14 protein-coding genes are annotated in these 13,492 nt (G+C 71.8%); 8 read left to right on the top strand and 6 right to left on the bottom strand.

The features are described 5' to 3' along the window. Positions 1 to 47 precede the first annotated feature (47 nt). Genes OJ997_RS01620 through OJ997_RS01630 form a run of 3 tightly spaced genes read left to right on the top strand, consistent with a single transcriptional unit; the run spans position 48 to position 2,983 of the window. Positions 48 to 344, top strand: coding sequence for a hypothetical protein (locus OJ997_RS01620; RefSeq protein WP_270023243.1), 297 nt, complete (start codon positions 48 to 50; stop codon positions 342 to 344). Between the two features lie 46 nt (positions 345 to 390). Next, entirely contained in the window at positions 391 to 1,725 is a 1,335-nt protein-coding gene (locus tag OJ997_RS01625) for a GGDEF domain-containing protein (protein ID WP_270023244.1), read from the top strand. Between the two features lie 10 nt (positions 1,726 to 1,735). After that, complete coding sequence (locus OJ997_RS01630; protein WP_270023245.1) at positions 1,736 to 2,983, top strand: hypothetical protein; 1,248 nt, start codon at positions 1,736 to 1,738, stop codon at positions 2,981 to 2,983. On the opposite strand, the gene metF is transcribed toward OJ997_RS01630, so the two are convergent. Both metF and OJ997_RS01640 read right to left on the bottom strand, forming a co-directional pair. Beyond that, positions 2,973 to 3,881: a methylenetetrahydrofolate reductase [NAD(P)H] gene (gene metF / locus OJ997_RS01635; RefSeq protein WP_270023246.1), complete on the bottom strand. Its 909-nt coding sequence runs from the start codon at positions 3,879 to 3,881 to the stop codon at positions 2,973 to 2,975. The two genes, OJ997_RS01630 and metF, sit on opposite strands and share 11 nt — an antisense overlap. Positions 3,882 to 3,891: 10 nt before the next feature. Next, a complete protein-coding gene (locus OJ997_RS01640) occupies positions 3,892 to 4,773 on the bottom strand; it encodes an MBL fold metallo-hydrolase (protein ID WP_270023247.1) in 882 nt (293 codons plus the stop codon). Between the two features lie 126 nt (positions 4,774 to 4,899). Between OJ997_RS01640 and OJ997_RS01645 the strand changes: the two genes are divergently transcribed. Together OJ997_RS01645 and OJ997_RS01650 are read left to right on the top strand one after the other, a co-directional pair. After that, positions 4,900 to 5,241, top strand: a complete 342-nt coding sequence (locus tag OJ997_RS01645) for a hypothetical protein (protein ID WP_270023248.1) — start codon at positions 4,900 to 4,902, stop codon at positions 5,239 to 5,241. Beyond that, the gene (locus tag OJ997_RS01650) at positions 5,238 to 6,314 is read left to right on the top strand and encodes an aminopeptidase (protein ID WP_270023249.1); all 1,077 of its coding nucleotides are present in this window, start codon (positions 5,238 to 5,240) and stop codon (positions 6,312 to 6,314) included. Before OJ997_RS01645 ends, OJ997_RS01650 begins: the two co-directional genes overlap by 4 nt. Here the strand turns inward: OJ997_RS01650 and OJ997_RS01655 are convergent. Beyond that, complete coding sequence (locus tag OJ997_RS01655; protein ID WP_270023250.1) at positions 6,307 to 7,608, bottom strand: hypothetical protein; 1,302 nt, start codon at positions 7,606 to 7,608, stop codon at positions 6,307 to 6,309. The genes OJ997_RS01650 and OJ997_RS01655 overlap by 8 nt on opposite strands. A gap of 45 nt (positions 7,609 to 7,653) precedes the next feature. Further along, the gene (locus tag OJ997_RS01660; RefSeq protein WP_270023251.1) at positions 7,654 to 8,640 is read right to left on the bottom strand and encodes a YihY/virulence factor BrkB family protein; all 987 of its coding nucleotides are present in this window, start codon (positions 8,638 to 8,640) and stop codon (positions 7,654 to 7,656) included. Between the two features lie 62 nt (positions 8,641 to 8,702). On the opposite strand from OJ997_RS01660, the gene pyk reads away from it, so the two are divergent. Together pyk and OJ997_RS01670 are read left to right on the top strand one after the other, a co-directional pair. Then, positions 8,703 to 10,115: a pyruvate kinase gene (pyk, locus tag OJ997_RS01665; protein ID WP_270023252.1), complete on the top strand. Its 1,413-nt coding sequence runs from the start codon at positions 8,703 to 8,705 to the stop codon at positions 10,113 to 10,115. Positions 10,116 to 10,119: 4 nt separating this feature from the next. Next, positions 10,120 to 10,659, top strand: a complete 540-nt coding sequence (locus OJ997_RS01670; RefSeq protein WP_270023253.1) for an ASCH domain-containing protein — start codon at positions 10,120 to 10,122, stop codon at positions 10,657 to 10,659. Between the two features lie 207 nt (positions 10,660 to 10,866). Here the strand turns inward: OJ997_RS01670 and OJ997_RS01675 are convergent, their stop codons facing one another. Together OJ997_RS01675 and OJ997_RS01680 are read right to left on the bottom strand one after the other, a co-directional pair. After that, a complete protein-coding gene (locus OJ997_RS01675; RefSeq protein ID WP_270023254.1) occupies positions 10,867 to 12,342 on the bottom strand; it encodes a Ppx/GppA phosphatase family protein in 1,476 nt (491 codons plus the stop codon). After that, positions 12,342 to 12,719: a VOC family protein gene (locus OJ997_RS01680; RefSeq protein WP_270023255.1), complete on the bottom strand. Its 378-nt coding sequence runs from the start codon at positions 12,717 to 12,719 to the stop codon at positions 12,342 to 12,344. Before OJ997_RS01680 ends, OJ997_RS01675 begins: the two co-directional genes overlap by 1 nt. Positions 12,720 to 12,740: 21 nt before the next feature. Between OJ997_RS01680 and OJ997_RS01685 the strand changes: the two genes are divergently transcribed. Then, on the top strand, positions 12,741 to 13,481 hold the full coding sequence (locus OJ997_RS01685; protein ID WP_270023256.1) for an MBL fold metallo-hydrolase: 741 nt from the start codon (positions 12,741 to 12,743) through the stop codon (positions 13,479 to 13,481). The last annotated feature ends 11 nt before the right edge of the window (positions 13,482 to 13,492 follow it).

The raw sequence follows: 13,492 nt of genomic DNA on the forward strand, positions 1-13,492 counted from the left end.
TGCGTACCGGCGAGAGCCGCCGCTGGCGGCGTACTCTTCCGGACCTCATGGCCGAGACCCGAGTCCGTCTGCCCGCCGGCGTGCGCGAGCCGTTCACCGTCTACCTGAATGGGGTGCGTCAGGAGCTGGGGCCGGATTACTCCGTCTCCGAGCACACATTGGTCTTCAACAAGGAGATCGTCAAGGAGACCAAGCTGGGTTTTTGGCGGTGGTTCCTCGGTGCATGGGGTATTGGGACCTACAAGCGCAACGACCAGGTGGATGTCGCGTGGGACGTGGACGGTCAACCGCGTGTCGCGCACGCCCTCGACATCGAGCCCAGCGCTCCGAAAACCGGCCCCTAGAGGTATCTCTCATGCTGCCCGCAGGAGCCGCCGATGACGTTCCCGGATGGCCCGCTTCGACAAGCCCGACACCCGCGTACACGACGCGCTGAGACGCATCGGGCCGCTGCCCGTGCTCAGCGGCACGGTGTCGCGCATCCGCACGCTGGCCAATGACCCGCACGGCACGACGACCGACCTCGTCGCCGTCATCGAGTCCGACGAGGCGTTCAGCGCGAACCTCCTGCGCTACGCGAACTCCGCGGCCAACGCGCGGCCGATCCGCGCGCGGACGATCCGCCAGGCGGTGACGCTGCTCGGCCGGCGCGCGCTGGTGCGGATCGCACTCGAGGCCGAGACCTACCGCTTCCTGGAGCGCTTCCCGGGTGGGGCGCACCTCAGCCGCGGGCAGCTGCACGTGCACGCCGTGACCGTCGCCGCCTACGCCGCGACCACCGCCGACCTGCGTGGCGCGCACGCCGACACCGCGCATCTCGCGGGCCTGCTGCACGACGTCGGCAAGCTGCTGATGCCGGCCGCGTTCGGTGTCGTGCCGTTGGAGGAGATCGCCGCGCGGGCACCGTTCGGCGCGGCCCGCGCCACGCTCGAGCGCAAGGAGCTCGGGCTCGACCACGCGCAGGCCGGCTCCCTGCTCGTGGGCCTGAGCGAGCCCGCCGACGACGTCACCCGCGCGATCGCCTATCACCACGGCGGCCCGACCGGGCTCGCCGTCCCGTCCGACGAGACCGCGTGCGTCGTCGTCGCGGACGTGCTCGCGCACATGGTCACGGGCGGCGACCCGGACCGGGAGCTGCTGGCGATCGCGCTCGACCGCCTCGGCGCGTCCCCCGAGCTGCTCGACGAGGTGGCCGAGAAGGCCGGCGTGATCGCCCCCGCGGGCGCCACCGGCGACCTCGCCGAGGCCGTCGGCCGTCTCGAGGCGGCCGCGCACACCGACGACCTGACCGGGCTGCACAACCGCCGCAGCTGGATCGAGACGGTCCGCCGCGAGCTCCAGGCCGGCACCGAGGGCGCGCTGCTGGTGTGCGATGTCGACGGCTTCAAGCACGTCAACGAGGCGCACGGTCACCGCGCCGGAGATCTCATCCTGACCGAGGTCGCCCGCGTGCTCGCCCGCTACGGCGTCGCGGGCCGGCTCGGCGGCGACGAGTTCGGCCTCTGGGTACGCGAGGGCGAGACCGCCGGGCGCGAGACGGCCGAGACGATCATGCAGGAGGTCGCGAACAGCCTCCCGGTCGAGCTCGTCACGGGCGAGAGCCCGCTCGGCATCACCGTCGGCCTGGCGCAGACGCCCGAGGGCGGCGCCGAGGTGATGGAGCTGCTCGAGGTCGCGGACCGCGAGCTCTACGCATCCCGCCCCGGCGGCCGCCGCAGCCGGTAACGTTGCGCGCTTGCGCACCGGATTGTGGTTGCTGATTGTCGCCGCGCTGCTCGTCGCGCCCGCGTCGGCGTACGCGCCCCCCTCGCCGTGGCAGCTCGGGGACCCGATCGTCCTGCCGTTCAAGTCGCCCGACGACGCGCCGGTCCGCAGCGCGAGCTCCGGGCCGGCGCACGGCACGGCGCTGATCGTCGGCGAACGCGTCCACTACGCGGACGCCGCCGGGCGTTGGCACGCCTTCGGCATCCCCGACGCACGGGACGTGGGCCTGGCGCGGCTGGAGAACGGCGGCGGCCTCGTCACCTGGGGTGACGGGCGCACGCAGTTCGTGCGCACGTGGACGCACGACGGCGTGCTCGCACCGGCGCAGGCGGTGATGCCTACAAGCGACAGCTTCACGGTCACGCTCACCTACGACGAGGCCGGGACGGTCGTGATCGTCGCCGTCCATCCGCGCGTCGTCGTGGCCGTCCGCGATCCCGGCGGCGCCTTCGGCGCGGCACAGGACCTCGGTCCGATCAGCGACGAAGGTCTGTTCACCTTCTTCGCCGACATCAAGGACGGTGCCCCGGACCTCAGCTGGGAAGGGCACCGTCTGGTCCGCCCCGGCCCGGGCGCGGCGTTCATCCGCGCTCCGCTCGAGGCGCCCGACGACACGGTGATCGCGGCCGACGACTCACGGCGCGTGCCCATCGGCCCCGCCGTCCGGAAGGCGTGCAAGGAAGGCTGCGTCTATGTGCGGCTCTTCACGTGGCCGGACGGCACCGCCCGGCTGCTGTACCGGACGGGCAGGGAGGACCACGACGACTGGCGCGTGGCCCTACCGGGCGCCGATGGCGTCTTCGACGGCGATCGCGTGGCGACCCGTCTCGCGGCCACCGAGCCGGTCTGGACGGCGCGGCCGGGTGTGGTCGCGTTCGCCCGCCAGGCCCATCCGGGGGTCGCCCTCGTCCCGTACGGGGAGGCACCGCGGAGCAAACCACGCGTGCGGGTGCTCCGGTCACACGTCGAGGGCTCCCGGCTCCTGGTGTACGTGCTCTGCACCGCGACCTGCCGCCTGTCGGTCGACGGCGCCCGCATATACGAGGACGGCGGCTTCTCGGCGAGCACCGCGCCACTTCGACGCGCACTCGAGCCGTTCGAGGTGGTCCGGGTATCGCTCCCGCGCCCACGCGGCGGGTCGGCGCGGTTGCCTTACACGCTGCGCGACGTGCAGGGCACCGCGAAGCGCGGCGCCCTGCGGGTGCGGCTCAAGCGCTGACGGCCTTCCGCCACGGCGCGAGGCAGCGCAGGGCGGAGAGGATCGCGCGCGTCGAGGGCGAGCGGTTGAGCGTGTAGAAGTGGATGCCGGGCGCGCCGTTGGCGAGCAGGTCGGCGCACTGCATCGTCGCGTAGGCGACGCCGAAGTCGGCGACCGCGTCCGGCTGGTCGGAGCGCAGCTCGAGCTCGCGCAGCAGGCCGGGCGGGATCGACGCGCCGCACATCTCGGTGAAGCGCTTGACCTGGTTGACGTTCGTGATCGGCATGATGCCGGGGATGATCGGGACGTCGATGCCGGCTTCCCGCGCGCGGGCGACGAAGTCGTAGTAGAGCTCGTTGTCGAAGAACAGCTGCGTGACGAGGAAGCGCGCGCCGGCTTCGACCTTCTCGCGGGTGTACTGGAGGTCGGACTCGGCGGACTCGGCCGCGAGGTGGACCTCCGGGAAGCAGGCCGCGCCGATCGCGAAGTCGTAGTCGGCGCGGATCAGCTCGATCAGCTCGCGGGAGTAGCGCAGCCCGCCGTCGGCCGCCTGCCACTCCTTGGCGTCCACGCCCGCGGGCGGGTCGCCACGCAGAGCGAGCACGTTCTCGATGCCGGCGTCGCGCATCCGGTCGAGCACGCCGCGCAGCTCGTCCACGGACGCGCCGACGCAGGTGAAGTGCGCCATCGCCTCCAGGCCGTGGTTGGCCTTGATGCGGCTGACGATGTCGATCGTCTTGCCGCGCTCGGCGGGTGTGCCGCCCGCGCCGTAGGTCACGGAGACGAACGTCGGATCGAGCCGCGCGAGCTCCCCGAGGGCGACCTCGAGGTTGGCCTCGCCGTCGTCGGTCTTGGGCGGGAAGAACTCGAACGAGAAGGCCGGCTCGGTCCCGCTCGCGATCCGTTCGTCGATGCGCATCGCGCCGAGTCTACGAGGAGCGGGCCCAGCGCTCCACGGGATCTCCACCATCGTTGCGGATCTCCCCCAACCGCTGGAGGTGCACGAGCCACGCGCGCGTCATCGTGATCAGCCAGCTCGCCATGTCGGCGTTGAACGTCTGCGCGTAGACGGTGCGGGCGAGCTCGTAGGCGCTCTTCGGGCCGTCGGCGAGCGCCGCGCGCGTGGCGTCCAGCTTGGCCTGCACCTCGACCCGGTTGGCGTCGATGTGCGCCTGGATGTCGGTGAACGGGCGGGCGTGGCCGGCGAGCGCGAGCCGCGCCTCCAGCCGCTCGACGACGGTCAGCGACTCCAGGAACTCGCCGATCGGGTCGGGCGTGTAGCCGACGTCGAAGTACTGCGAGACGCGGCCGAGCAGGTGGTCGCCGGTGAGCAGCACGCGCTGGTCGGGCTGGTGCAGGCACACGTGCGAGGGCGCGTGGCCGGGCGTCTCGATCACCTGCCAGACGCCCGCGTCGGTCTCGAAGGTCACGCCCGGGACGAGGTCCTTGTCGCTGTAGAGCTCGCCCGCCTGGCCGGTCCCCATCCCGCGCCGCGCCTCCGCCCACTGGCGCAGCGGCCCCTCCGGCACGCCGCTCAGCAGCGCGATGTCGATCGACTTGTCGAGGTCCTCGTGCGCGTGGAGCTTCCAGTTCGGGTGCATCCACACCTCGCACCCGGCGCGCTTGGCGAGCGGCGGGGCCTGCCCGCAGTGGTCGATGTGGGCGTGCGTGACCACGATCAGCTCGATGTCCCGGACGCGGTGGCCCGTGCGGTCCAGCGCCTGCTCGAGGTGGGCCATCGTGCCGCGGTCGTGCATGCCCGTGTCGACGAGCACGATGCCGTCGCCGGCCTTCAGGGCCCAGGCGTTCACATGGGGGACGCCAGGCAGGTCGAGGGGGAGGCGCAGCCGCCACACTCCGGGCAGCACGCGCTCGCCCCGGCCCACCTCTCGCGGTCGGGTCGGCTTGCGCACGCCGTGCACGCTACCGTCGTGGCGATGGCGAAGAACCAGCGCCTCAAGGCCCCGGAGTTCTCCTACAGCGCCGAGGACGGCACGACGCTCGTCCTGCGCGGCTCGATGACGCCCTCCACCCGGCTGCAGTACGCCGAGGTGGTGCAGGGGAACATCCTGAGCCGCGAGGACGCCTGGCACCGCTCCGTCGAGTTCCTGTTCGAGCGCCTCGTCGTGCGCTGGGAGATCGCCGGCACGCCGCCGATCAGCAAGCAGAAGGAGCTGCTGGCGCGCTACCGCTTCGCCTCCCAGGACGAACGCGTCTGGATCCGAGGGGTGCTGCGCGAGCACCTCGCCGAGCACTTCCCGGAGATGCAAGCCCCGTGATCGACGACGTCCGCTTCGCCCGCCTGCTGACCGACTACTGCCTCGAGGTGCAGCCCGGCCAGCAGATCCTGGTCGAGTCCTCGACGCTGGCCGGCCCGCTGCTGCTCGAGCTGCAGCGCGAGATCCTCGAGCGTGACGCGTGGCCGCTCATCCGGGCCTCGCTGCCCGGTGCCGGCGAGGGCTACTGGCGCGCCGCGCGCGACCGCCACCTGGACGGCTTTCCCTCGGCGGAGCTGGCCGAGGCCGAGCAGCTCGACGCCTCGCTGCGCATCCAGGCCACCGAGAACGCGAACGCGCTGGCGGGCGTGGACCCGGCGCGGCTCTCCCGTGCGCAGCGCGCTCGTTCGCCGTTGCGCGAGGTCGTGTTGGCGAGGCGCTGGGCGATCAGCTTGTACCCCACCGCCGCCGCGGCCCAGCAGGCCGGCATGGGCACGGGCGAGTTCACGGACTTCGTCACCCGCGCGCTGTTCCTCGACCGCGACGATCCCGCCGCCGCGTGGGGCGAGCTGCGCGCGTTCCAGGCGGGCCTCATCGAGCGTCTCACGCCCAAGCGCGAGATCCACATCCAGGCTCCCGGGACCGACCTGAAGCTCACCGTCGACGGCCGCGTCTGGGTGAACTCCGACGGCAAGCGCAACATGCCGAGCGGCGAGGTCTTCACCGGCCCGCACGAGACCTCCGCCGAGGGCGTGATCCGCTTCACGATCCCCACCGCCCCGCGCGGCGTCGTCGTCGAGGACGTGACGCTGGAGTTCCGCGAGGGTCGCGTGGTGAGCGCGAGGGCCGAGCGCGGCGACGACTACCTGCAGGCCACGCTCGACACCGACGAGGGTGCCCGCTTCCTCGGCGAGCTCGGCATCGGCACGAACTTCGGCATCGACCGCCCGATCGGCGCGATCCTCTTCGACGAGAAGATCGGCGGCACCGTCCACCTCGCGGTCGGCCGCTCCTATCCCGAGACCGGCGGCACCAACGAGTCGGTCGTGCACTGGGACATGATCTGCGACCTGCGCCAGGGCGGGTCCTTGAGCGCCGACGGCGAGGTCATCCTCGCCGACGGCCAGTTCACCTGAGCGCAAGCTCGATCGCCGCGCGGCGCGCCCCGTCGTAGGCGGGGAGGAGCCGCGCGATCCGCGCGCGCAGGTGCGCCCTGGGCCGACCTTGAGGCACCGGCAGGACGCCCGTGAGCAGGCTCGCCTCCATCGCGACCGTGAAGTGCGTCCACGTGCCGACGCGCAACAGTGACAGGGCGCGTTCCCGCGCACCCGGTCGCCGTTCCCGGTCGCAGGCGATCGCGGTCAGGACGGTGATCTCCGCCGCGCTCGGCGACCCGGCGCGCAGCACGTCCGCCGCCACGCGGCCGGCGCCCGCCTCGAGCCAGATGAGCGCGATGCGGCGCGCCTCGGGCTCGTCCAGCGTGGCGAGGGCGCGCAGCCCGGCGCGGCGGACCCGCGCCCGGGGGTCGTCGACCATCGCGCGGACCAGCTCGGCGTCGCGTGGGTCGCGGAGCGCGGCGAGCCCGACCAGCGCGAGCTCGTCGCGTGGGTCGCGGGCGAGGTAGACGGCGCGGGCGTCCACGTCGCGCACGCGGGCCCAGTCCCTCGCCGCGCGGCGGACCGTCGCCGAGCGCGCCGTGAGCGCCGGGACGATCCGGTCGGCGCCGTCGAGCCGGACGAGCTCCGTGAGCGCGCGGACCGCGACCCAGCCGACGCGATCGTCCAGCAGTCGCTCCGCCGCCGCTCGTCGGTCGGCCTCGGCCAGGTCCGGCAGCGAACGGGCCGCGATGCCGCGGACCGCGACGTCCTCGTCCGCGGCCGCGCGCTGCACGTCGGCGGGCGTGATCGCGCCGCGCGCCGTCAGCCGCCGCCACGCCGCGCGCCGCAGCGCGAGGTCCGGGACGTCGGCGAGCGCGCGCAGGTCGTCGTCGGTGAGGCGCTCGTCGAGCAGAGCGCCCAGCAGGTCGCCGCGCGTCCACTCGTCCATGACCCACGCGACGAGCGGCAGGGCCGCGACCAGCAGGTCGCGGTCGCACGCGCGCAGGCGCGTGAACGCCGCCGAGCGGACCTCCGCGACCCAGTCGGCGCACCGCAGGACGAGCACCCGCGCGGTGAGCGGCGTGAGCGGGACGGTCTCGAGCGCGGCCTGGCGGACGTGGCCGCTCGGTGAGAACAGCTCGAGCACGTCCTTGAGTGGTCCGGGCGACATCCGCACGACGCTGCCCCAGGGCAGCTCGCGGCGTGAGCGCTGGTCGAAGCGCACGAGCTCGCGGGGCGACTGCTCGCCCAGCTCCACCACCAGGCCCGCCGCCTCGTGCTGCCCGGCGAGCAGGTGATAGGTGACGCGGTAGATCAGCTGGTCGGCGGCCACGCCGCCATCATCGCGCGCCGTAGAAACGGCGCGCGGTTCGAGTCCTCAGTCCTTCAGCTTCGTGTCGTCGCGCAGCGGCAGGTAGGGCTCCTTCTCCGGCGGGTGCCCCTCCTGGATCGCCTTGCTGCGCTCCATCTCGCTGTTGAACTCGGCGCCGAGCAGGATGATGATGTTCGAGATCCACAGCCAGGTGAGGAACACGATCACGCCGCCGAGCGAGCCGTAGGTCTTGTTGTAGGAGCTGAAGTTCGCGACGTAGAGCGCGAACAGGGCGCTGGCCGCGATCCACAGCACGACCGCGAGGAGGCCGCCGGCCGTGACCCACGGGAAGCCGGGCTGCTTGACGTTCGGGCAGGCCCAGTAGAGCAGCGAGATCATGAAGCTCACGACCACGAGCAGCACGGGCCACTTGGCGATGCTCCAGACGTCGACGAACGTGCCGCCGAGGCCGATCAGGTCGCCCATCTCCTGCGCGAGCGGGCCGGTGAAGACGACGGCGAGCGCCGTGACCGTCAGCAGGACGAGCAGGATCACGGTGACGCCGAGGCGGATCGGGAGCTTCTTCCAGATCGGCCGCCCCTCGGGCACGTCCCAGACGTTGTTGGACGCGTCCATGAACGCGCTGATGTAGCCCGAGGCCGACCAGATCGCGGCGGCGAGGCCGATGATCAGCGCGACCGTCGAGCCGCCCTGGTTCTGCTCGAGGCTCGTCAGGACGTTGGTCAGGATGTCCTTGGCCGGGCCGGGAGCGACCGACCCGAGCTGGTCGAGCAGCGGCTGCGTGGCCGAGGGACCGATGACGCCCAGGACGGAGACGAGCGCGAGGATCATCGGGAACAGCGAGAGCACGCCGAAGTAGGTCAGCGCGGCGGCCCAGGTGGTGAGCTGGTCCTCGCTGAACTGCTTGACCGTGCGCTTGAGGATCGCCGGCCAGGACTCCTTGGGGAGATCAGTCGGATTTTCGGTGTCATCGTCACGGCCGAACCGACCGGACGAGGACTGGGACGGGGACTCGCTTGCTGCTCGGGCCATGTGAACCGCGCTACCCACCGGACACACCTGCCCACTCGCTGCCCGCTAAGTTCCGGACACCCATGGAGCGCCGTACGAAGATCGTCGCCACGATCGGTCCCGCATCCCGTGATCCCGAGGTCCTCGCCAGGATGGTCGAGGCCGGGATGGATGTGGCCCGCCTGAACTTCTCTCACGGCAGCGCCGACGAGCACGCGGAGACCGCGCGCCTCGTCCGCGAGGCCGCTGGTCGCGCCGGCCGCCAGGTCGCGATCCTGCAGGACCTCCCCGGTCCCAAGCTCCGCATCGGCAAGCTGCGCGACGGCGTGGTCGAGTTCAAGCCGGGCGACCAGACGACGTTCGTCTGCGGGCCCGACGTGGGCGAAGGCGATGCGTCGAAGCTGTTCATCACCTACGCCGGCCTCGCCTCGACGGTCGACCGCGACGAGATCATGTACCTCGCCGACGGCTCCGTCCGCCTGCGCGTGACCGACGTCCGCGCCGACTCGGGCGAGATCGACGCCGTCGTCGAGATCGGCGGCTCCGTCGCCTCGCGCCAGGGCCTGAACATCCCGGGCGAGACCGCGGCGCTGCCGTCCGTGCCCGACGAGGACCTCGAGCACGTGCGCACCGGCGAGCGGATCGGCGTGGACATCGTCGCGCTGTCGTTCGTCCGCCGCGCCGAAGACGTCACCGAGCTGCGCAAGCACACCCGCCTGCCGCTCGTCGCCAAGATCGAGAAGCCCCAGGCGGTCACGCGCCTGGAGGAGATCGTCCGTGCCACCGACTGCGTGATGGTCGCGCGCGGCGACCTCGGCATCGAGATGGACATCCAGGACGTGCCGATCGTCCAGAAGCAGATCATCGCGCTGTCCGGCGCGCTCGCCCGCCCGGTGATCACCGCCACGCAGATGCTGGACTCGATGGTCGCCTCCTCGCGCCCGACGCGCGCCGAGGTCACCGACGTCGCCAACGCGATCCTCGACGGCACCGACGCCGTGATGCTCTCCCAGGAGAGCGCCGTCGGCCAGTACCCGGTGGAGTCGGTCGCGATGCTGGCCTCCGTCGCGCTGCGCACCGAGTCGACCGCGCCGTACAAGGAGTGGAACGAGCGGCGCGTGCGGCGCGACCGCCGCGATCCCGCCTACACGCTCGCCTACACGGCGACGCGCGCCGCGACGGAGCTGGGCCTCAAGGCGCTCGTCTGCCCGACGCTGTCCGGCCGCTCGGCGCGGCTCATCTCCGCGCACCGCCCGACGGTGCCGATCTACGCGCTCTCACCCGGCCGCGAGACCGTCCGCCGCTGCGGGCTGATGTGGGGCGTGCAGGCCGCCTCCATGCGCCGCCTCGAAGTCACCGAGGAGCTGATCGCCGCCGCCGCCAAGCGCGTCGTCGAGCTCGGCTGGTGCCAGCCCGGCGACCGCGTCGGCATCACCGCCGGCCTGCCCTCCGGCAAGCCCGGCACCACGTCGCTGCTCCAGATCCAAGAGGTCTAGCTCGGTGCTGTTCCGGCCGCAGGATCTCGACGGGATCGCGGCCGGAACCATCACCCTTGCCTTCCGACGGTGGGACAAGCCGCGCGTCAAGGTGGGCTCGCAGCAGAAGACCCGCGTGGGGGTCGTGGAGTTCAGCTCGTGCGAGCAGGTGGATGTCATCACCGACGAGGACGCGCGGGCGGCGGGGTTCGCGTCGCCTGAGGACGTCGAGGCACGGATGCGCAAGACGGGACGCGTACATCGGGTCGGGCTGCGGCTCGTCGGGCCGGACCCGCGCGTGGCCTTGCGGGAGGCGCCGCCGGATGAGGCGGTCTTCGCTCAGCTCGAGAAGTGGCCGTGGGCCTACGACTACCTGCGCGCGATCGCCGAACGGCCCGCGGTGCGGGCGCCTGATCTGGCCGAGTCGTTCGGTCGCGAGACGGCCGCGTTCAAGCGGGACATCCGCAAGCTCAAGGAGCTCGGCCTGACGATCTCGCTCGATGTCGGCTACCGCCTCTCACCGCGGGGCGAAGCGGTCTTGCGCAACTTCGCACAGACGAAGTAGCCGGTCGATCAGGGTCGCGCACGACCGCGCTCCGAACAAAGGGGGTGTGGTCACAAACTCCCGCATAGCGGGAGTTTCGGGACACACCCCCCTCCCCACGCCCGTTCGTCGACCGGAAAGCGATCACGCCGAGCCCAAGCGGGACGGCCGAGGGACGATCTCCGTGTCCGTGCCGCTCCCTTCCCCCTCGATGGCCGTTGTTCGTCCCTACACCACGCTCAAATCCCGCCCGAACGCTCGCTGGAACAGATCACCCTGCCGCTCGGCCGCCCACCGCGCGATCCGCGTGTCCCCCGAAGCCCGCAGCCGCAGCTCCGCGACGCCGTTCGCCACGACCACCGAGCACGCATGCACCGACTGGTCCCGCGACCGCTCGAGCTGCTCGGCAAGCCGGACGCACGCCGCGACACGATCGAGCACCGCGCGATCACCGTCGCGCGCCACCGCCGCGAACTCGCCCAGGCCCGGGTTCCCCTTGCGGTGGTACCGGGCGGCCTGCCCGATCAAGGCCGTCTCGCGCGGCGAGAACCCCGGCAGTCCGGCATTCAGGATCAGGTAGCGCGAGTGCTTGTGGTGGTCGTCGTAGTCGACGGCGACGCCGATGTCATGGAGCATCGCGGCGGCCCAGACCAGCTCGCGCTCTTCCGGGTCGGCGCGGTGCAGCCCCTGCGCGCCCAGCGCGTCCCAGATCTCCAGCGAGAGCCGCGCGACGTGCTCGGAGTGCGCGAAGTCGGTGTCGTACTGGGAGGCGAGGTTGCGGACGGCGTCCCTGCGCACGTCGCTCGCCAGGCCCTCCGGGTGGAGCCGCTCGAAGAAGACGCCCTCACGCAGGCCGGCTTCGGTGGCTTCGAAAGCCTCGAAGCCGCCGGCCTCCATCACGCCGTCGATCACGAGCGCGCCCGCGAGGATCAGGTCCCCGCGGGAAGCCTTGATGCCCGGGACATCGGCGGGCGGGCCGGACGAGAACCGCTCGATCAGCTCGCCCAGCGCGGTGCGCGTGACCAGATAGCCCTGGATGCCGTAGGACGGCATGCCGGCGGCGAGCTGCGCGGCGGCGGCGAGGTTGCGCACGGTGCCGCCGACCGCGACCAGGCGCGAGTCCTCGCCCAGCCACTCCGCACTCTCCAGCTCCTGCGCGATGTGCTCGCGCAGCGCCTCGGTGCGCTTCTTCTTGCCCGGCGCGAAGCGCTCGGTCATGCGCACGGCGCCGAGCGGCCACGACCGCGCGTCGACGGCCTGACGCGAGGCCACGCGGGTGAGCTGCATCGAGCCGCCGCCCAGGTCGAGCACCACCCCGTCGGACAGCGTCGTCGTGTTGACCGCCGCGAGGTAGCCGTAGCGCGCCTCGCTCGCACCGGGCAGCACCTCGACCGACAAGCCCGACCGATCAAGCGCCGCGGCGAGGAACTCCGCCTGGTTGGACGCGTCGCGGATCGCCGAGGTGGCGACCGGGCGGATCTCGTCGATCCCTGTCGCCGAGCAGAAGTGCGCGTACAGCTCGAGCGTCTCGAGCGCGCGCTCCATCGGCGCGGGCTGGAGTGCGCCGGTCCCCTCCAGCCCTTCGCCGACACGGACGGCCTCGTGGATCTCGTCCGTGCGCTTCCACCAGGTGTCCGTGTAGGTGAAGACGACGAGGCGGAAGGAGTTCGACCCGCAGTCGATGACAGCGAGTCGTCGCTCCATCAACCCTTGTTCTTCTCGATCAGCTCGATCCGGTAACCGTCGGGATCGCGGACGAACGCGATCAGCGAGCCGCCCTCGCGCACGCGGTACGGGGGCTTCTCGGGCTCGATGCCCTGCCCGCCGAGCCGCTCCAGCGTGCCGGCGATGTCGTCCACCGTCAGCGCGATGTGGTTGTAGCCGGTGCCGAGCTCGTAGGCGTCGACCCCGTGGTTGTAGGTCAGCTCCAGGCGGTCGCCGTCACCCGGCAGACCCATGAAGACGTTGATGGCTTCCTCGCGGATCGGCATCCGCCGCCGCTCCTCGAAACCCAGCGCCTCGTAGAAGGCGACGGACCGGTCGATGTCGCCGATCCGGTAACAGGTGTGGATGAGCTCCATAGCGTTGGCGAGAGTACCGTCATGGCCATGATCGTCGAGCGCTCCATGAGTGATGGCTGGCTGACCAACACCTACCTCGTCGCGGCGGGGCCGAACACCGACGCGTTCCTGGTCGACGCGGGTGGGCCGATGGCGCCGCTGTTCGAGAAGGCCGAAGAGCTCGGCCTCAACGTCACCCACATCCTGCTCACCCACCACCACGGCGACCACGTGGTCGACCTGGGCGAGACGCTCGAGCGCTACCCGGACGCGATCGTCCTGGCGCATCCCGAGGAGCGCGTCCCCGGCACCACGGGCGATCTGAACCCCGGCGACGAGCTCGAGATCGGCGGGCTGAAGATCAAGGCCCTGCACACGCCCGGCCACACGTCCGGGATGCTCAACCTCCTCGTCGACGACAAGGAGCTGTTCACCGGCGACACGCTCTTCAAGGGCTCCGTCGGCGGCGTCCGCGCGCCCGGCAGCACCTCCTTCGAGGACATCAAGCACTCGATCATGGAGGTCATCCTCACGCTCCCGCCGGAGACGGTCATCCGGCCCGGCCACACCGACCCGACCACCGTCGCCGACGAGCTCGAGCACAACAAGTTCGTGCGCATCTGGCGGGGCCTCGACGAGGAAGGCTCAGAGCCGTGCAAGGCGCTCGGCGAGGACGCGACGCTGGTGCTCCTGGGCGACGACTACGACGGCGGCCACAAGGCCTGGGTGCGCTGGCCCGACGGGCGCGACGACATCGTGCCCGGCTCGAAAGTCGAGCGGTAGCCCTCGCTAGT

This window comes from Solirubrobacter phytolaccae, from assembly GCF_027587195.1.
Lineage (GTDB): Bacteria > Actinomycetota > Thermoleophilia > Solirubrobacterales > Solirubrobacteraceae > Solirubrobacter > Solirubrobacter phytolaccae.